The 18,804-nt window shown below is 60.9% G+C and carries 18 protein-coding genes; 8 read left to right on the top strand and 10 right to left on the bottom strand.

The window, feature by feature from the left end; genetic code table 11:
* The first annotated feature begins 4 nt into the window (after positions 1-4).
* Positions 5-790 (top strand): carnitinyl-CoA dehydratase, encoded by a 786-nt coding sequence (locus EK369_RS08535; protein ID WP_127113514.1) that lies wholly within the window; start codon positions 5-7, stop codon positions 788-790.
* A 40-nt stretch (positions 791-830) separates the two neighbouring features.
* Here EK369_RS08535 and EK369_RS22295 read toward each other — a convergent pair whose 3' ends face one another.
* From EK369_RS22295 to EK369_RS08520, 3 genes are all read right to left on the bottom strand, one after another.
* Positions 831-2,078: an autotransporter domain-containing protein gene (locus EK369_RS22295; RefSeq protein WP_127113512.1), complete on the bottom strand. Its 1,248-nt coding sequence runs from the start codon at positions 2,076-2,078 to the stop codon at positions 831-833.
* A 190-nt stretch (positions 2,079-2,268) separates the two neighbouring features.
* Positions 2,269-2,457 carry a hypothetical protein gene (locus tag EK369_RS08525; RefSeq protein WP_127113511.1) on the bottom strand — a complete coding sequence of 63 codons (189 nt, stop codon included), beginning with the start codon at positions 2,455-2,457 and terminating at the stop codon, positions 2,269-2,271.
* Between the two features lie 42 nt (positions 2,458-2,499).
* Positions 2,500-3,144, bottom strand: coding sequence for a class I SAM-dependent DNA methyltransferase (locus tag EK369_RS08520; protein WP_127113509.1), 645 nt, complete (start codon positions 3,142-3,144; stop codon positions 2,500-2,502).
* A gap of 79 nt (positions 3,145-3,223) precedes the next feature.
* On the opposite strand from EK369_RS08520, the gene EK369_RS08515 reads away from it, so the two are divergent.
* On the top strand, positions 3,224-4,081 hold the full coding sequence (locus tag EK369_RS08515) for an SDR family oxidoreductase (RefSeq protein WP_127113507.1): 858 nt from the start codon (positions 3,224-3,226) through the stop codon (positions 4,079-4,081).
* A 136-nt stretch (positions 4,082-4,217) separates the two neighbouring features.
* On the opposite strand, the gene msrA is transcribed toward EK369_RS08515, so the two are convergent.
* From msrA to EK369_RS08490, 5 genes are all read right to left on the bottom strand, one after another.
* A complete protein-coding gene (msrA, locus tag EK369_RS08510; protein WP_127113505.1) occupies positions 4,218-4,718 on the bottom strand; it encodes a peptide-methionine (S)-S-oxide reductase MsrA in 501 nt (166 codons plus the stop codon).
* A complete protein-coding gene (gene msrB, locus EK369_RS08505; RefSeq protein ID WP_127113503.1) occupies positions 4,711-5,166 on the bottom strand; it encodes a peptide-methionine (R)-S-oxide reductase MsrB in 456 nt (151 codons plus the stop codon). The genes msrA and msrB overlap by 8 nt, the downstream gene beginning before the upstream one ends.
* 204 nt (positions 5,167-5,370) lie before the next feature.
* On the bottom strand, positions 5,371-6,366 hold the full coding sequence (locus tag EK369_RS08500; RefSeq protein WP_127113502.1) for a GlxA family transcriptional regulator: 996 nt from the start codon (positions 6,364-6,366) through the stop codon (positions 5,371-5,373).
* 24 nt (positions 6,367-6,390) lie between these two features.
* Positions 6,391-8,865 (bottom strand): GcvT family protein, encoded by a 2,475-nt coding sequence (locus EK369_RS08495; RefSeq protein ID WP_127113500.1) that lies wholly within the window; start codon positions 8,863-8,865, stop codon positions 6,391-6,393.
* A 130-nt stretch (positions 8,866-8,995) separates the two neighbouring features.
* Positions 8,996-10,513: a trimethylamine methyltransferase family protein gene (locus EK369_RS08490; RefSeq protein ID WP_127113498.1), complete on the bottom strand. Its 1,518-nt coding sequence runs from the start codon at positions 10,511-10,513 to the stop codon at positions 8,996-8,998.
* A 96-nt stretch (positions 10,514-10,609) separates the two neighbouring features.
* Between EK369_RS08490 and EK369_RS08485 the strand changes: the two genes are divergently transcribed.
* Positions 10,610-11,518: a LysR substrate-binding domain-containing protein gene (locus tag EK369_RS08485; RefSeq protein ID WP_127113496.1), complete on the top strand. Its 909-nt coding sequence runs from the start codon at positions 10,610-10,612 to the stop codon at positions 11,516-11,518.
* A 98-nt stretch (positions 11,519-11,616) separates the two neighbouring features.
* On the opposite strand, the gene ubiB is transcribed toward EK369_RS08485, so the two are convergent.
* Both ubiB and ubiE read right to left on the bottom strand, forming a co-directional pair.
* Positions 11,617-13,149 (bottom strand): 2-polyprenylphenol 6-hydroxylase, encoded by a 1,533-nt coding sequence (ubiB, locus tag EK369_RS08480; RefSeq protein ID WP_127114051.1) that lies wholly within the window; start codon positions 13,147-13,149, stop codon positions 11,617-11,619.
* Complete coding sequence (ubiE, locus tag EK369_RS08475; RefSeq protein WP_127113494.1) at positions 13,146-13,898, bottom strand: bifunctional demethylmenaquinone methyltransferase/2-methoxy-6-polyprenyl-1,4-benzoquinol methylase UbiE; 753 nt, start codon at positions 13,896-13,898, stop codon at positions 13,146-13,148. Before ubiE ends, ubiB begins: the two co-directional genes overlap by 4 nt.
* 112 nt (positions 13,899-14,010) lie before the next feature.
* Between ubiE and EK369_RS08470 the strand changes: the two genes are divergently transcribed.
* The 5 genes from EK369_RS08470 to dnaA all read left to right on the top strand — a co-directional run bounded on the left by EK369_RS08470 (position 14,011) and on the right by dnaA (position 18,766).
* Positions 14,011-14,640: a hypothetical protein gene (locus tag EK369_RS08470; protein WP_127113492.1), complete on the top strand. Its 630-nt coding sequence runs from the start codon at positions 14,011-14,013 to the stop codon at positions 14,638-14,640.
* Positions 14,641-14,708: 68 nt separating this feature from the next.
* Positions 14,709-15,560 (top strand): bifunctional DNA-formamidopyrimidine glycosylase/DNA-(apurinic or apyrimidinic site) lyase, encoded by an 852-nt coding sequence (gene mutM / locus EK369_RS08465; RefSeq protein WP_127113490.1) that lies wholly within the window; start codon positions 14,709-14,711, stop codon positions 15,558-15,560.
* Between the two features lie 64 nt (positions 15,561-15,624).
* Positions 15,625-16,401, top strand: a complete 777-nt coding sequence (gene acuK / locus EK369_RS08460; protein WP_127113488.1) for an acryloyl-CoA hydratase — start codon at positions 15,625-15,627, stop codon at positions 16,399-16,401.
* A gap of 221 nt (positions 16,402-16,622) precedes the next feature.
* Entirely contained in the window at positions 16,623-16,886 is a 264-nt protein-coding gene (rpsT, locus tag EK369_RS08455; RefSeq protein ID WP_127113486.1) for a 30S ribosomal protein S20, read from the top strand.
* A 500-nt stretch (positions 16,887-17,386) separates the two neighbouring features.
* Positions 17,387-18,766 carry a chromosomal replication initiator protein DnaA gene (gene dnaA, locus EK369_RS08450; protein ID WP_127113484.1) on the top strand — a complete coding sequence of 460 codons (1,380 nt, stop codon included), beginning with the start codon at positions 17,387-17,389 and terminating at the stop codon, positions 18,764-18,766.
* The last annotated feature ends 38 nt before the right edge of the window (positions 18,767-18,804 follow it).

The following is an 18,804-nucleotide window of genomic DNA, read 5'->3' as shown; positions in this document are numbered from 1 at the left end:
TAACATGACCGACAGCCCCGTCAAAACCCGCCGCGACGGCGCCATTCTCGAGGTCACGCTGGACCGCCCCAAGGCCAACGCCATCGACCTCGCCACCAGCCGCGTCATGGGCGAGGTGTTCCGCGAGTTCCGCGATGACCCCGAGTTGCGCGTCGCCATCCTGACCGGGGGCGGTGACAAGTTCTTCTGCCCCGGCTGGGATCTCAAGGCCGCAGCCGATGGCGACGAAGTGGACGGCGATTATGGCGTCGGCGGCTTTGGCGGATTGCAGGAACTGCGCGACATGAACAAGCCGGTGATCTCGGCGGTGAACGGCATCGCCTGCGGTGGCGGTCTGGAACTGGCCATTTCCGGCGACATCATCCTTGCTGCCGATCACGCCAGCTTTGCCCTGCCTGAAATCCGCTCGGGCACCGTGGCCGATGCCGCCAGCATCAAGCTGCCCAAGCGCATCCCCTATCACATCGCCATGGAGCTGTTGCTGACCGGTCGCTGGTTCGACGCGGATGAGGCGCATCGCTGGGGTCTGGTGAACGAAATCGTGCCGGGCGACCAACTGATGGACCGTGCCTGGGAGCTGGCGCGCCTGTTGGCGAGTGGCCCGCCGCTGGTCTACGCCGCCATCAAAGAGGTGGTGCGCGACGCCGAGGACCTGAAATTCCAGGACGCCATGAACCACATCACCCAGCGCCAGCTGCGATCCATCGACGTGCTCTATTCGTCCGAGGATCAGCTGGAAGGCGCCCGCGCCTTTGCCGAGAAACGCGATCCGGTGTGGAAGGGGCGATAACACCTTGGAAAGGGGGCGCGCATGACGCCCCCAATCGACATCAGAAACTGCGGCTGAACAGCACTGTCAGGCCAACATCATTGGTGCCATCCGCAATTTCGCCACCGTCCAGATCAACGGTAAAGGTGCCCGTGCGGCTCTCGATCTTGAAACCGGCGGCCAAGCGGGGCGACACATAGGTGTCACCACCCCCCAGACCATCGTCAAAGTCGTTGAAATCCAGACCAACGGTCAAGTAAGGGAACAGCCCGCCCTGGGTCTCGTGGAAATCCATTCGCAGCGACACATTTGCGGTGTTCTGGCTCACGGTGCGTGCCGGAACCGCCGTCAGCCCAACTGTATGCGCAGGCATCTTTTCCGAGAACCCTCGGTACCCGACCGACGGGCGCAGGACCGCCCAGTTCACCGGCACCTCTCCGGTCAGCTTGAGGCCACCAAAGACCCGCTCGGCATCAAACTTTGTGGCCCCCGCAACGGTATAGTCCGGCTCGCCGTACATGACGTAGGCCTCCAGCTCCAATCCGCCGCCAAACCGTGTCTGAAGATAGGGGCCAATCGCAAAGGTGTCCGCCTCGTACCTTGTACCCGATGCCGTGATGTCGAGCATGCCATATGCGCCCGCCAGACCCAGGATCGTGTTGCCGCCGACTTCCACATCGACACCAAACACCAGATCGACGTTGTCGCCGTCAAAGTCCCCCGAGAAGTGACGCCCACTGAGTCCGGCCCAATAGGACCACGTGCCGCTTTCGCCTTGTGTTGAAAGGAACATGCCATTGCGCGTCGCGGTCGCCCCGCCATTGCCGTTTCGTCCCGCCAGCGCATTTCCCAACGCATTGCCCACGGCGGTGTTCTGGCCACCCGCCCCGACGGCCGCTGCGGCGGCCCCCTCAGCCGCGGCTTCGCTGGAGGTTCCACCACCACCGCCTCCGCCGCCTGTCCCACAGGCAAAGCTGTACTGCGCCCCGACCGGACCGGAAACACCTGCCGAGGTATAGACAACTTCGATGCTGACCGACTCGGCAGAAGCCGCCGTATAGGTCACACCCTGACATGACCCGCCAGAAAACCTCGGGCCGCACAGCGTGCTGCCAATCTCCATATTGGTTGTGGTCGGTGTCGTTGTTCCCGCCGTGATCGTCTCGCCAGCCTGCAGCGAAACGCTATACGCCTGCCGGATGGCAATTGTCCCCGATGTTCCGTTGAAAGTGTCACAAGTAAGTGCCTGTGCCAGGGCAGAATTGGCCCCAAGTGTCATCAGGCACAGAAAAGCCAGAGAACGTTTCATGGATAACCCGTCAAAAAAAGTTGCAATAATGGCATAAAAATAGAAGAATCGCAGGCTATCCTGTCAATATTTTTTTAACACGTCCTGAGATATTGTTGCCGGTTCGTTACTCGGGCGCTGTCTCGGGCCGCACATAAGGACCCCTTGAGTTTCGGGGCGACCGTGAGACCCGGCACTCGGGCACAACGCATCAGAAACCTGGCGCGATCACCTTCTCTAACACCAGATTAAGGCCAATGCGCTGGCGCTCTTGGAAATGCACAATGGCCACAAATCGACACTTCTGATTGACCGAAGGCAACCTCGGCCAGGACCGCTGTGCCGGATGTGCCACGCTTGTGACCAAGAGCTGACCGATCGGGGCGCGGTCGCGTGGCATCTGCCCCATTCCAGTGCAAAACCGGCCGTCATTCACGAAACATCAGTCTCTAACCTTGCGGAAAAGCGCGACATAGCCGGTGTCATCCTTGTGATCCCCGGTGGCATTTTCGCCGTAGAACCGGATCACCGGCAGGCGCAGATCGGTGATCTGATCTGACAGGGCCTCCAGCTTGGCCTCGAACCCTTCGGCCACGTAATGCTCGGTGTTGATCGACAGGGCAAACTGCGCGCCGGGCCGGGCAATGCGCAGCAGCTCGTCAAAGGCTTCGGGTCCCACATGGCCATTGGTAAAGGTGCCCGAGCTGACAATCCCGGCATAGCTCTCATCCGCCACCGGCAACTGCGCGGTCAGATCGCCGACAAACAGCCGCGCATAAATGCCCTTGGTCGCGGCCACGTCCAGCATCTCTTGCGAGATGTCCGTCGCCTCAACCGGCCCCACGCCCAAGCCCACCAGCGCCGCGCCGCACAGCCCGGTGCCCGCGCCGACATCCAGCACCGGCCCGCATCCGCCCGCCTCCCGAAAGGCCTCGGCCACCAAACGCGGCGACAGGTAATCATGCGCCTCGGCAAAGGTTTCATCGTAGCTCTCGGCCCATGTGGCATAAAGCTTCTTGGAATCTTCCGGGGTCTTCAGCGCGTAAGCCCCGTCAAGGCTGGGATCGGTCTTGGGTTTCTCTGTCATCCCCCCACTGAACCGCGTGACTTTGTCTCAATCAAGGGTTTCGCTTGATTGCCCCGCCCCAAATCGGCAGTTTCCTTCCATGACCAAGACTTTGCTCTCCCTCGGCCACGGGTTTTCCGCCCGCGAACTGGGCCGCCAACTGGTGCCGCTCGGCTGGCGCGTCATCGGGACCACCCGTAAACCTGAAAAATGCGCCGCCTTTGAAGCGGAAGGCATCGAACCTCTCCTGTGGCCCTGCGACATGGAGCAGGCGCTTCGGGGTGTCACCCACCTCCTCACCTCGATCTCTCCGGACGATCAGGGCGACCCTGTCCTGCGCGATCACCGCGCGGCCATCCTCGACGCCATGCCGAACCTGAAATGGGTTGGTTACCTGTCGACCACGGGCGTCTATGGCGATCACGACGGTGGCTGGGTCGATGAAGACTCACCCACCGATCCCGCCACCCTCCGCGGCCAGCGTCGGGTGCTGGCGGAACGCGAATGGCGCGACATTCCCGGCCTGCCCATCCACATCTTCCGCCTCGCCGGCATCTATGGCCCCGGTCGTGGCCCCTTTGCCAAACTGCGCAAAGGCACCGCCCAGCGTATCATCAAGAAAAACCAGGTCTTCAGCCGCACCCATATCGAAGACATCGCCCAGGTGCTGATGGCCTCCATGGCCAATCCCAACCCAGGCCGCATCTACAACGTCTGCGACGATGATCCCGCCCCGCCACAGGACGTCATCGAATACGCCGCCGAACTCCTGAACATGGAGCCCCCCCCAGAGGTACCATTTGAAGAGGCACAGATGAGCCCCATGGCCCGCAGCTTTTATTCCGACAGCAAATGCGTACACAACACCCGCATCAAACAGGAACTGGGCGTCACCCTGAAACACCCCACCTACAAGGCCGCCCTGCGCGCCATGCTGGACGCGGAAAAAAACGCCTGAACTTCATTTCGCCAAAAATACTTCGGGGTGAATTGGCCGCAGGCCAAGAGGGGCAGCGCCCCTCATCAGGCTCAGCTTTGCTGAGCCACGCCCAACGCGGACACATCGCGCCAGCGATGCGTCCAAGGCGGGAGGATTACCCCTCCCGCTTGGGCAATACCCAATCGGGACGCACAAAATGACAGGTATAGCCGTTGGGGTTCTTCACCAGGTAATCCTGGTGATAGTCCTCGGCCTCCCAGAAATCACCCACCGGCGCGACCTCGGTCACCACCTTGCCGGGCCATAGCCCCGAGGCATCCACATCTGCAATGGTGTCCTCGGCCACGGCCTTTTGATCGGCGCTCACATAGTAGATCGCCGACCGATAGGACATGCCAACGTCATTGCCTTGCCGATTTGCCGTCGTCGGGTCGTGGATCTGGAAAAAGAACTCCAGGATCTTGCGGTAACTCAAACGCGCCGGGTCATAGGTGATCTCGATCCCCTCCGCATGGGTGCCGTGATCGCGATAGGTGGCATTGGGCACGTCGCCGCCGGTATAGCCCACCCGCGTTGACACCACGCCGTCCATCCTGCGGATCAGCTCTTCCATGCCCCAAAAGCACCCGCCTGCCAGAACCGCCCGCTCAGTCATTGCCGATCTCCTCAACCTGCGCCAGATATGCCCCATACCCTTCGGCCTCCATGTCATCGCGGTGCACGAACCGCAAGCTGGCCGAGTTGATGCAATAGCGCATGCCACCCCGGTCCACGGGGCCATCGGGGAACACATGCCCCAGATGGCTGTCCCCATGCTTGGACCGCACCTCAACCCGCACCATGCCATGGGTGCTGTCATGATGTTCAGTCACATGCGCGGTCTCGATGGGCTTGGTAAAGCTTGGCCAGCCACAGCCTGAGTCATATTTGTCCGAACTGGCAAACAACGGCTCACCCGACACCACGTCCACGTAGATCCCCGGCTCTTTGTTGTTCAGCAGCTTACCCGTTCCGGGCCGCTCGGTGCCGCTTTCCTGGGTGACCCAGAATTGTTCATCCGTCAGCGCCGCAAGCGCGTCCGGGTCCCGGCGATAGGTGGTCATAGGCGTCTCCTGTCGTCCAATTCGCTTCACGATATTAAATGGGGCTGTGGCTGGAATTACAAATACCCATTTCAATCAGCTGACGCATTGGTGATCACGCACCGCCCAGGCACCGCTTCCGGTCAGACCTGTTCGATGACGACGACGCCCCGGATTTGCATCCGCCCAGGGTCGAGAAACAGCCTAGTTTCGCTGAAACAGACTCTAGTTTCGCCCCACATCGCGGCTTGGGGCGACGCCATAGCGGGCGCGATAGCTCTTGGAAAAATGGGTTTGAGAGTTGAAGCCACAGGCAAAGCAAATCTCGGACAGGCTCATGTTGGTGTGAAACAGCAACTCGCGCGCTTTGGCCAGACGCAACCCGATGTAATAGGCTTTCGGCGTGGTGCCCAGGTGCTTGCGGAACAGGCGCTCGAGCTGACGCCCCGAAAGCGCAACCATCTCAGCGATTGCGGCCGGGGACATGGGCTGTTCGATATGCTCGTCCATGATGCGGATGGCTTCGGCGAACTTGGTGTGCCGCGTGCCGGCGCGCAGATGCAGGGACAGGCGCTGGTTCTGATCCTCGCGGCGCGGGCTGGTATAAACCATCTGATCGGCCACGTGATTGGCCAGATCGCGGCCCTGATCGCGCTCGATCAGATGCAGCATCATGTCCATCGACGCCGCCCCTCCGGCACAGGTTGGCCGGTCGCTGTCAATCGCGAACAACGCGTCCCGCAGGTCCACCGCCGGAAAGACCTCGGCAAAGGTCGAATGATAGACCCAATGGGTCGTGGCGGGCCGATCCCGCAGCAATCCGGCATTGGCCAGCGTGTAAGAGCCGCTGCCCAGCGCGCCCACACAAACCCCCAGCCGCGCCTGCCGTCGCAGCCAGTTCATGATGCCCAGGGTCGAGTTGGCGGCAATGTTATCGCCACCCACCACGATCAGCGTGTCATGGCGGCTCAGTTCGCAGAGCGCGCTGTCGACCATCATCGACAACCCGTTCGAGGCCCGCACAGGGTCACCGGTCTCGCCAACCACCAACCAGTCAAACCACCGTTTGTCCTCGAACCCGTTGGCCATGCGCAGGGCTTCCAGCGCACAGGTAAAGCTGAGTTGCGAAAAATCGTTCAGCAGCAGGAACACATAACGTTTGAGCGCAACCGACGTCACCGGTTGCGCGGCTTTTGTGGACAAGGGCACAGGTTTCGTCATGGCACCCTCCTCGGTTTCACAACATCACGCGCGCATGTTGGCGCCATTGGCATCGTAGACAGGCGCACCCTGAACCTCGGCGTCAAACATTTCGCCCAGGATTTCGACCTGTAACAGGGTGCCCGGCGCAGCGTGTTCGGTCGCGACATAGCCCATGGCCATCGACTTTTGTACGTGATGGGCATAGCCACCCGATGAGATATAGCCAACCGCTTCGCCATCTTTCAGGATCGCCTCGTCATTGGACACATCGATTCCGTCAACATCGATGGTCAATGTCACAAGCCTGCGGGCCGGACCGGCCTGTTTTGCGTCAGCTGTTGCGGCTTTTCCGACAAAATCCTTGTTCCAGTTGATAAAGACGTCCATGCCGCTTTCCACCGCGTCGAAATCCGGGCGGAAGTCCAGCGTCCACACGCCCCATCCCTTTTCCAACCGCATCGACATCAGCGCCCGCGCGCCATACCAGCGATAGCCCAGATCGGCCCCCGCCTCTTCGATCGCTTCGGCCAGTCGCAACAGGTACTGCGGTTTGCAGTAGATCTCATACCCCAGCTCTCCCGAGAACGAGATCCGGTTCAGGATCACCGGCACCCCGCCGACAAAGGTCTGGCGCAGGTCACGGAACTTGAAGGCCTCGGCGCTGACATCCTCGCGGGTCAGCCGCTGCAACAACGCGCGCGAATTTGGCCCCGACAGGGCGATGCCATGCCAGTCGTCCGAGACATTCTGATAGCTCACATCCGCGGGCAGGTCCTTTTCAAACCACCGGCGGTGCGCCTCTTGCATGGCGCCCGAACCGAACAGCATGAAATGATCCTCGGCCAGGCACGCCACCGTCAGATCACCGTAGAGTTTGCCCTTGGGTGTCAGCATCGGCGTCAGAGTCAGCCGCCCCGGTTTGGGCACGAATCCGGCAAGGATAGTGTCTAAATACGCCCGTGCGCCCGCCCCTTTGAACTCGTGTTTGGCAAAGTTCGCAATCTCGATCCCGCCCACGGCCTCGCGCACCGCCTTGACCTCGCGGGCGACATAATCGTGGCTGCGGTTGCGCTCAAAACTCGGCTCTTCGTGGGCATCTTCCGGCCCATCCGCGAACCACAGCGCGTTCTCCAGACCAAAGCCCTGATCCATCCGCGCACCCTTGGCCACCAGCCGATCATAGAGTGCGGTGGTCTTCTGCATGCGCCCCTTGGGCAGGGTCTCGTTCGGGAAGGTCATGACGAACCGACGCTCGTAATTCTCGGTCGACTTGATGGTGCCCCAATCCGGCGTCGCAAACTCGCCAAACCGCGCCACATCCATCGCCCAGACGTCAATCGACGGCTCGCCGTCAATCATCCATTCGGCCATGGTCAGCCCCACGCCGCCGCCCTGACAGAAGCCCGCCATGACACCCACAGCGACCCAGTAGTTTTTCATCCCCGGCACCGGACCGATCATCGGGTTGCCATCTGGGCCAAAGGTAAACGGCCCGTTGATCATGTCCTTGATCCCGGCCTCGCCAATCGCCGGAATACGCTCGAACGACATCTCCAGCCGGTCGGCAATGCGGTCCAGATCAGGCTGCAACAGCTCATGCCCAAAGTCCCACGGCGTGCCGTCCACCTTCCACGGTGTCCCCTTCGGCTCATAGGTGCCCAGCAGCATGCCCTGCCGTTCCTGCCGGAAATAGATGTTGGCTTCGTAGTCAATCCCCGCCGGCAGACGCGCGCCATGATTGACCACGGCGTCAATCTTGTCGGTGATCAGGTAATGGTGCTCCATCGGTTGCACCGGCAGATGGATGCCCGACATATGCCCCACCTCGCGCGCCCAGAGGCCACCGCAGTTCACCACATGCTCGGCGTTGATCATGCCCTTGGGCGTGGTCAGGTCCCACGACCCATCCGGGCGCTGACTCATCGCCGTCACACCGCAATGGGTGAAATACTGCGCCCCGTGCACCCGCGCCGACTTGGCAAAGGCATAGGTCGCGCCCGAGGGGTCAAGATCACCGTCCTGATCGTCCCACAGGGCCGCGTGATAGTGCTTTGGATCAATCAGCGGGTGCCGTTCGGCCACCTCTTTCGGGCTGATGAATTCCTGATTCAGCCCCATGTAGCGCGCTTTCGACCGCTCACGCTTGAGGTAGTCATACCATGTCTTGTTCGACGCCAGATAGAACCCGCCCGTGATGTGCAGACCCACCGAATGCCCCGAGGTCTCTTCGATCTCTTTATAGAGGTCGATGGTATAGCTCTGCAGGCGGCTGATATTGGGGTCAGAGCTGATCGTGTGAATCTGCCCCGCCGCGTGCCACGACGAACCGCTGGTCAGCTCGTCCCGCTCTAACAGCACCGCATCTTTCCAGCCGAACTTGGCCAGGTGAAACAGGATCGAACACCCGACAACACCGCCGCCGATCACCACCACCTTGGCGTGGCTGGGCAGCTTCTTGCCCTCCGAGGATTCTTCTTTGTGAATGTTCAACGTCGATTGAGCGAACGTGTCGGACATCTTCCGGTTTCCTTATGAACAAATGGTGTCGGCAGCGAACGGTCGCACCGACGTAATACCGACGTCATACCGACGCGATACAGACAGGGGTTTTTCAAGAGTTTGCATAAGCTGAGACAGGGGCAAGAGATCAGTACCAGGCATCCGGCAACTCCTCTTTCCGCCGCGCCACATAGGCACTCAGTTCTTCGCGTTTTGCCTCGTCCATGGGCGGGGTCTCATACTGGTTCAGCATCTCGTTCCAGCGTTCATAGGCGCGGCGGCGCATGTCTTTTGAGCCACCTTCTTCCCAGCTTTCAACGTTTTCACTGTCGCTGAGTTTCGGCTCGTAAAACGCGGTCTGATAGTTGCGCATGGTGTGCGCCGACCCCAGGAAGTGCCCGCCCGGCGCCACCTCGGCGTAAGCATCCCGCGCCAAGGCTTCGTCGCTGACATCGAGGCCCTGCGAGAGCTTCTGATAGCCCCCCAAACGATCCGCATCCATGATGAGTTTCTCAAACCCCGTGCACAGCCCGCCCTCAAGCCAACCTGCTGCGTGCAATACAAAATTTGCCCCGGCCAGCATGGTGGAATGCATCGAATCCGCGCTCTCGTAAGCCGCCTGCGCATCCTCGATCTTGGACGCTGTCAGCGACCCGCCACAGCGCAACGGCAAACCAGCGCGCCGGGCCATCTGGCCAATGGCATAGTTCGACATCACCGGCTCGGGCATGCCAAAGGTCGGCGCCCCGGACTTGAGCGACATCGACGACAGGAAGTTGCCCAGCACAAAGGGTGCACCGGGCCGCACCAGCTGTGAAAACGCACAGCACATCAGCGCCTCGGCCATGGCCTGCGCCACACTCGCCGCTGTTGAAACAGGCCCCATCGCCCCCGACAGGATGAACGGCACCACAACGATCCCCTGTCCTCGCCCGCAGTAAACCCGGATCGCCTCGGTCACCACCTTGTCCACCAGCAGCGGCGAGTTGGTGTTGACGTTCCCCATGATGACGCAGTTTTCCTCCATGAAATCAGCACCATGCACGATCTCGGCCATGTCGATACTGTCCTGCGCCCGGCTCATCTCGGTGATCGCGCCCAGGTGCGGTTTGTCGGAACAGGTCATGTGGGTGAACAGCATATCCAGATGCCGTTTGCTGACCGGCACGTCACAGGGTTCACAGGTCACGAACCCACCGTGATGCAGGTTCGGATGCATATAGCTCAGCTTGACCAGCTTCTCAAAGGCATCCATGTCACCGTACCGGCGCCCCCCCTCAAGATCGCGCACAAAGGGCGCGCCATAGATCGGCGCAAAGACCTGATTTGTGCCGCCCATGGTGACGGACCGCTCGGGGTTGCGCGCCACTTGCGTGAACTCACGCGGCGCGGTCTTGCACAGGTCACGCAGCCAATCCGCTGGTGCCCGGATGATATCCCCATCCACCTTTGCCCCCGCCGCCTGCCAGATACGCAGAGCTTCGGGGTCATCGCGAAAGGCAATGCCAACCTCTTGCATGATCCAGTCGACCTGATCCTCCAGGCGGGCGATTTTCTCGTCGTCCAGAACATCAAAGAACGGCAAGGATCGCTGAATGAACGGCGACGCCTGCACCGATGAGGGCGCGGTGGCACGGGCGCGGGATGCGCGGGCACGTCTGGCCATTGAGGATCTCCTGAACGCATAAATCAGGGGCATGGTAATACGGGCACCAGACCTCGTGATCCTTGAAAATTCTGATGCTTTGGATAAACCACAGTTATGCAAGAACTGTGGAAACTGCTCACCTCGCCCCGCCACCTCATCTTTTTCGAGGCCGCCGCCCGCCTTGGCTCATTCACCCGGGCGGCGCAGGAGCTGAACGTACAACAGCCCGCCGTCAGCGCCGCAATCCGCCAGCTGGAAGCGTCCCTCGCCGTCCCGCTCTTTCACCGCGCGCATCGCTCGGTGACCCTCACCCCGGCAGGAGAGCGTTTGTTTTCAGACGTTTCCGTGGCGCTCGAGCGTATTCTCAATTCGGCCCGCGCCGTGCATCAAAGGGGGCGCAACGATCATGTCACCCTCTCGGTGTCCACCGCTTTTGCCAACTACTGGATGGTGCCGCGCCTGGGGGCCTTCAACGCGGATCACCCCGACATCGACCTGCGTCTGCAAACCAGCGACCGGGAACCCGACCTTGTCGCCGAATCGATCAGCCTCGGCATCAGGCGCGGATATGGCAACTGGGATGACTGCCACGCCGCCCTGATCGCCCCCGAGGTGATCTATCCCATCGCCAGCCCCCAGGTCATGGCCGCGGCCGTGAATCTCAAGACCGTGCCAAACCTGTTGCACGAACGCCTGATCCACCTCGAAGAACCCACCCGCGAGCGCCCCTCTTGGGGGGACTGGTTTGCCCATCATGGCGTGACCGACCGTGCCCCCAGCGCTGGTCTGCGCCTCAACGACTATGCCCTCGTCCTGCAGGCCGCCATGGCCGGCGAAGGTTTTGCCTTTGGCTGGCAACACGTGACCCGCAAACTGATTGACCAGGGCCTGCTCACCGCCCGCAAGGATTGGGCCTGGCACACCGGCGCCGGGTTCTGGCTGGTCTGGTCCAAGGATCTGCAGATGATCGAACAGGCAACCCGGGTCCGCGACTGGCTGATCGCCAACGCCGAACCCGCCTAGGCTTCATTTCGCCAAAAATACTCCGGGGTGAATTGGCCCTTCAGGGCCAAGAGGGGCAGCGCCCCTCCACAGGCTCAGCTTTGCTGAGCCACCGCAAGCTACAGCAGCATATGCACGGCCATCACAGCCGCCGCGCCAACAACGACACCGGACACCCCGGCCGCAAAAACCACCGGCCAGATGCGCGGCTTTTCCTCTTCCACGGCTGTGGCCTGACGGATCAGCATCCCTTCGACCAGAGCGGGCAGACGCGGACCAAACCGCGCCAGCACGCGGGCGGTTTTCATCAGGTCACGCCCCACGGCACGCGGCCCGATGCTTTCCTTGATGTAGCCTTCGACCACCGGCTTGGCGACGTCCCAGATGTTGACCTCGGGGTCCAGCGACCGCGCCACGCCCTCAACCACCACCATGGTGCGTTGCAACAGGATCAGCTCGGTCCGGGTTTCCATGCCGAAACGCTCGGTCACCTCAAAGAGATATGACAACAACCGCCCCATCGAGATGCGCGTCGCATCCATGCCAAAGATCGGCTCTCCCACGGCGCGCAGCGCGCGGGCAAACTCATCCACATCGCGGTCCGCAGGCACATAGCCTGCCTCGAAATGCACCTCAGCCACGCGCTGATAGTCACGCTGAATGAACCCGAACAGAATCTCTGCGTAAACCCGGCGGGTGTATTCATCGATGTGGCCCATGATGCCAAAGTCATAGGCGATGATATGCCCATCGGCCGCGACCTTCAGGTTGCCCTGATGCATGTCGGCGTGGAAATAGCCGTCGCGCAGCGCATGGCGCAGGAACAGGCTCAGCACCCGGCTGCCCAGCGCATGACGGTCATGCCCTGCCGCATCCAGCGCGTCATTGTCGCCCAGCGGATCGCCCTCGGCCCAGTCCAGCGTCATCACCCGGCGCCCGGAATGCTCCCACAGCACGGTGGGCACCCGAAAGCCTTCGTCCTTGATGGTATTGGCGGCAAATTCGCTGGCCGAGGCCGCCTCGAGCCGCAAATCCAGCTCGCCCGCGACCACGCCGTCAAAATGCTCGATCACATCACGCGGACGCAACCGGCGCGAGGCCGGGGACAGGAACATGATGGTGTCCGCCGCAAAGTAAAACGCGTCAATGTCCTTGCGGAACGCGCGCTCGATACCGGGGCGCAGCACTTTGACCGCAACCTCTTCGCCGGTTTCGGCCAGACGCGCCTTGTGCACCTGGGCAATCGACGCCGCGGCGACCGGTTCGGAAAACTCGGAAAACAGCTCTTCAACCGGCTGATCCAGCTCGGCCTGAACGGCCTTTTTGGCAATCTCGATGGAAAACGGCGGCAGCTTGTCCTGCAGCACACGCAGTTCGGTCGCCAGATCAGGCCCCACCACATCGGGGCGCGTCGACAGCACCTGCCCGAACTTGATATAGGCAGGCCCCAGCGCGTTCAGCGCCCGCACCACCGGCGGCATCGAGGGATCACCCTTGATCCCCAGCCAACGGAACGGCCAGACCAGCGTGCGCGCGACGATCCGCAGGGCACGCGGGGCCTCCATCGCGTCCATGACGACACCCATCGCCCCGGTTCGCTCCATCGTGGCCCCGGTGCGGATCAGCCGCCAGATATTGTGCGGTCCTCTCAAATCTTCCACCCCGAATGCAGCGCGGCAATGCCCAGCGACAGATTGCGATACTTGGCGTTCTCGAACCCGGCTGTTTTCACCATCTCCAGAAAGGTGTCCTGATCCGGGAACTTGCGGATCGATTCGACGAGGTATTGGTACGAGTCGCGGTCATTGGCAATCATCTGCCCCATGCGCGGGATGACGTTAAAGGAATAAAGGTCATAGGCCTTTTGCATCATGTCATTGGGAATCTGGCTGAACTCCAGCACCATGAGCCGCCCGCCGGGCTTCAGCACGCGAAACGCTTCGTTCAACGCTTCTTGGGGCCGCGTGACGTTCCGGATGCCAAACGAGATGGTGTAGACGTCAAAGGTGTTGTCCTCGAACGGCAGCGCCATCGCGTCGCCAACCACCCAATCCAGGCTGTCCGCCTTTTGATCGGCCTCGGCGCGCTTGCGTCCCTCGACCAGCATCGGCTCAGTCAGGTCCAGCACCGTGGCATGTCCATGGCCCGCACGATCCAGAAACCGAAAGGAAATGTCCCCGGTGCCGCCTGCAACGTCCAGCAAACGCTGGCCCGGACGCGGCGCCAGCCAATCCATCATCGCATCCTTCCAGACACGGTGAATCCCGACGCTCATCACATCGTTCATGATGTCGTATTTCGACGCCACCGAGTTGAACACGCCCTGCACCTTACCGGCCTTTTCGGCCTCGGGGACCGTGGTGAACCCGAAGTGAGTGGTTTTGTCGTCTGAACCGGCCATCGGAAGTTCCCAACCTCGCCATATTTCCGTCCGCTTCGGGATACACATATGCGAGGGAAGACACAAATCCCCTTTTGACGCGGCTCTGGCCCATGCGAATTTGGTATATTTGATGACTGATCTGAAAATGCTCGCCCTCTATCTGGGGATCGCCATTGTCCTGTCCCTTGTGATGGGTCGTTCGGTCCTGTTTCGCCGGATTCTGGGGTCGCGCGACCATGACGAAAAAGCCGCGCGCAGGACTGAAAAGGAACGCTACGTCCATACCATCGCCAGCTCTGGCACCGGCGTTACGCCGGAGACGCTGTATGGGCGCACAACCTTTCGCGCCACATGGGGGCTGCGGCTTGTCGGGCTGGCGCTCAGCAGCTGTGTTCTGTTCATGCTGGGCCAGAGCGTCTGGACCGACATGATCCTGGGCAAAGTCGGCGGCGATGCCTTTTGGTTCCTCGGGGCCGTGGCGGTGTGGATCTACTACAACTTCTACATCTTCACCTACGAGGTCACGATTTTCGAAGGCGAAATCATCAACTCGACCTGGCTCTTGGGCCGCGCACGGTTTCCTTTGCACAAGCTCAAGCACTTTGAACATGACACCAGCGGGTTCTACCGGCTCGAATTTGCCGGCGGCGGCATGACCTATGTGCTGCAGTATGTTCAGGGGCGCGACAGGCTGCACAGAGCCCTGAAAGAGGCATTGGAGATGGAGACATACGCCCCGGTTCCCGGCTTGCCGCGATAAAAAGCTGTTCCCCCGAACCCGTGGGGTATGCGACACAAGACCAAGCGCAATCAGACCCACGAGGCCCCATGCCCGAACTGCCCGAAGTTGAAACCGTCCGGCGTGGCCTGTTGCCTTCCATGCAGGGCGCGCGGTTCGCTCATGTCGCCGTCAACCGCCCCGACCTGCGCTGGCCTTTTCCGGATCGTATGGTCGAGCGACTGACAGGCGCAGAGGTGACGGCCCTGCGGCGGCGGTCTAAGTATATCCTGGCCGATCTCGACCGGGGCGAAACCTTGTTGATCCACCTGGGTATGTCGGGCCGCATGACGGTCTCGGGCGACCCACTGGGGCAGTTCACCCACAACCACCCTCAGGCCGAGAAACACGACCACGTGGTCTTTGACATGGAGAACGGGGCGCGCGTGACCTTTAACGACCCGCGCCGGTTCGGGGCGATGGATCTGCTAAAGACGGCCACGGCGGATCAACACCCCCTGCTGGCCAGCATCGGGCCGGAACCGCTGGGCAACGCCTTTGACGAAAAGTACCTCTCCCAACAGCTCAAGAATCGCAACACGCCGATCAAATCGGCCCTTCTGGACCAGAAAATCGTCGCCGGATTGGGCAACATCTATGTCTGCGAAGCACTTTTTCGCGCTGGCGTGTCGCCGCGTCGCAAGGCCGCGAATGTGGCGGCCAAACGGGTTGCAGCCCTGGTGCCGATCATCCGCCAGGTGCTGTCAGATGCCATCGACGCAGGTGGCTCATCGCTCAAGGATTTCCGCCAAGCCGATGGGGAACTTGGATATTTTCAACATAGTTTCGATGTTTACGGTCGAGAAGGCGCCCCCTGCCACACAGAAGGATGTGACGGCACCATCGCGCGAATCACGCAATCCGGTCGCTCATCCTTCTATTGTCCGCAATGCCAAAGATAACTTGATCCACCCCCTCAGAATGGTAAGGAATCGTTCCTGACCGGAACAAGAGAAAGCACCACTCATGGCTTTTGAGACGATCATCGTCGACGTCGAGGACCACGTGGCCCTCATCAAACTGAACCGCCCCGATGCCCTGAACGCCCTGAACCAACAGCTTGTTGGGGAACTGTGCACCGCATTGGAAGAGGCAGACGCCAATGACAAGGTCCGCTGCATTGTCGTGACCGGCTCGGAAAAAGCATTTGCCGCAGGCGCCGACATCAAGGAAATGTCCTCGATGACCTATGCCGAGGTGAACGCGACAAACCTGTTCGCCTCGGTCAACGACCGGATCGTGGCCATTCGCAAACCGATCATTGCCGCCGTGTCGGGCTATGCCCTGGGCGGTGGTTGCGAGCTGGCCATGGCCTGTGATTTCATCATCGCGTCGGACACCGCCAAGTTTGGCCAGCCCGAGGTTAACCTGGGCGTCATCGCCGGTATTGGCGGATCACAGCGCCTGACCCGCTTTGTCGGCAAATCCAAGGCCATGGACATGAACCTGACCGGGCGTTTCATGGATGCAGAAGAGGCCGAACGCTCGGGTCTCATCAGCCGCATGGTGCCCGCGAAAAAGCTGATGGACGAAGCCATGGGCGCGGCCCAGAAGATCGCCGAGAAATCCATGATCGCCACTCGCGCCGCCAAAGAGGCCGTGAACCGCAGCTACGAGACCACCCTGACCGAAGGTCTGCTGTTCGAGCGCCGCGTGTTCCACGCGCTGTTCGCCACCGAAGACCAGAAAGAGGGCATGAATGCCTTCATGGAAAAACGTCAGGCACAGTTCCGCGACCGGTAAGCCGGTGCAGCAATTGCTGAGAATCAGGGGCGCGACCAGTCACGCCCCTTTTTTCTTTGGCCTTTAGGCTTGCATCCCACCCAAAAATCGTTAGTAAGCGCCGTCATACATGCGCGTGCAGCCCGCTCTGGCTTGAATCGATTCTTCCCCTCGGGAAGACGTCCTGTTCGGGAAGTGGCACGCATTAAACGGAACGAACACTAGATAAGGACCTGAGATTCATGGCAAATTCGCCCCAGGCAAAGAAACGCGCCCGTCAGAACGAGCGCCGTCTTGAAGTCAACAAAGCCCGCCGCTCGCGTATCCGCACCCACCTGCGCAAAGTCGAAGAAGCCATTGCTTCGGGCGACAAAGATGCCGCAACGGCAGCCCTGCGCACCGCTCAGCCCGAGCTGATGCGCGGCGTCACCAAAGGCGTTTACCATAAGAACACCGCCTCGCGGAAAATGTCGCGCCTGTCGTCGCGCGTCAAGGCAATGGCCTGATCCGAGCCTGCCAAGTTATTGATGTCAAAAGGCGTCCCGGACCGGGGCGCCTTTTGCTTTTTGTGACCTCTCTGCAGGCGCGAGAGATTCTTTTTCGCAAATCCCCGAGTCAAGTTCGAAGATCGGTTGATCGGCGTGTGCACACGTTGCTAATTTCGGTCTTGCGATTCACGTCGCACCACGGGGGGGACAGACTCCAAATCACAACGGTCCGGGGGGACCGTTTTATGGGAATAGCCGCAAGACCTGACTTTGCGGTGCTGCCATTTTTGGCCGACGAAGCCTTGGCTTCCGGTCTGTCCTGACAACCTGCGCATTCCGCGCGAATGACGACAACCACTTTCGGACCGGGACGTCCGAGGGAACAATGGTTTCTTGCTGTCATTTGGGGGGATTGGGGGCATGCAGGGTTTCGTGATGCCGTGAGCCGCGGGAAGGCATAACTACCGGGCTTTCGGGCCCACAGACGGACGGCTGAACGGCACCAGAAACGGGGACACATGACACAAGAACAATGGGGCGCTTTGAAACAGGACCTGCTCAGAACTGTCGGGCAGAACAATTACAAAACCTGGATCGAACCCCTTGAATTTGCCGAACTGGACGAAGGTGTGGTCACCTTTCACGTTCCGACAAACTTCATCGGCAACTATGTGTCGCAAAACTTTGGGGACCTGATCCTGCACAAGATGGTTGGCGCAGGAGAGACCGTGCGCCGTCTGCACTTTAAGGTCGCCACCAATTCTGCCGCCAATTCAATCGCGCGCCCCGCGGCACAGTCCGCCGCACCAGCGTCAGCCAAAGCGCCCCGCAAAGCCGCAGCCGCCGCCCGCGAAGAGCTGCCGGGCGCGCCCCTGGATGCACGTTTCACCTTTGACAGTTTCGTGGTCGGCAAGCCGAACGAACTGGCCAATGCCGCCGCCCGTCGCGTGGCCGAAGGCGGCCCTGTGACCTTTAACCCGCTGTTTCTTTATGGCGGCGTGGGCTTGGGCAAAACCCACCTGATGCACGCCATCGCCTGGGAGCTGAAAAACCGTCGCCCGGACCTGAACGTGGTGTACCTCTCGGCGGAACAGTTCATGTACCGCTTTGTGCAGGCACTGCGCGACCGCAAGATGATGGACTTCAAAGAGCTGTTCCGCTCGGTTGACGTTCTGATGGTGGATGACGTGCAATTCATCGCCGGCAAGGATTCAACGCAGGAAGAGTTCTTCCATACGTTCAATGCGCTGGTGGATCAGAACAAGCAGATCATCATTTCCGCCGACCGCGCGCCGGGCGAGATCAAGGATCTCGAGGATCGCATCAAGTCGCGCCTGCAATGTGGTCTGGTCGTCGACCTGCACCCCACCGACTATGAACTGCGTCTTGGCATCCTGCAATCCAAGGTCGACCAGTACCGCGCCCAGTATCCCGAGCTGCAACTGGCGGACGGCGTGCTGGAGTTCCTGGCCCACCGCATTTCGACCAACGTGCGCGTTTTGGAAGGCGCCCTGACCCGGCTCTTTGCCTTTGCCTCGCTGGTGGGTCGCGAGATCACCATGGATCTGACGCAGGATTGCCTGTCGGACGTTCTGCGCGCCTCAGAACGCAAAATCTCGGTCGAGGAAATCCAGCGTCGCGTGGCCGAGCATTATAACATCCGCCTTTCCGACATGATCGGCCCGAAACGGGTGCGCACACTGGCCCGCCCGCGTCAGGTGGCAATGTATCTCTGCAAGCAGCTGACCAGCCGCTCCCTGCCCGAGATTGGCCGCCGCTTTGGCGGACGTGACCACACAACGGTCATGCACGGTGTGAAACGCATCGAAGAGCTGCGCATTCAGGACGGTCAGATCGCCGAAGACCTCGAGCTTCTGCGCCGCGCCCTCGAAGCCTGACGACCCCTCGTAGGTCGGACAAACTGTCCGACCTACCT

Source organism: Shimia sediminis (assembly GCF_003990645.1).
Lineage (GTDB): Bacteria > Pseudomonadota > Alphaproteobacteria > Rhodobacterales > Rhodobacteraceae > Shimia > Shimia sediminis.
Note: the sequence above shows the minus strand (reverse complement) of the source record. Positions and strands in the feature narration are given on the sequence as shown.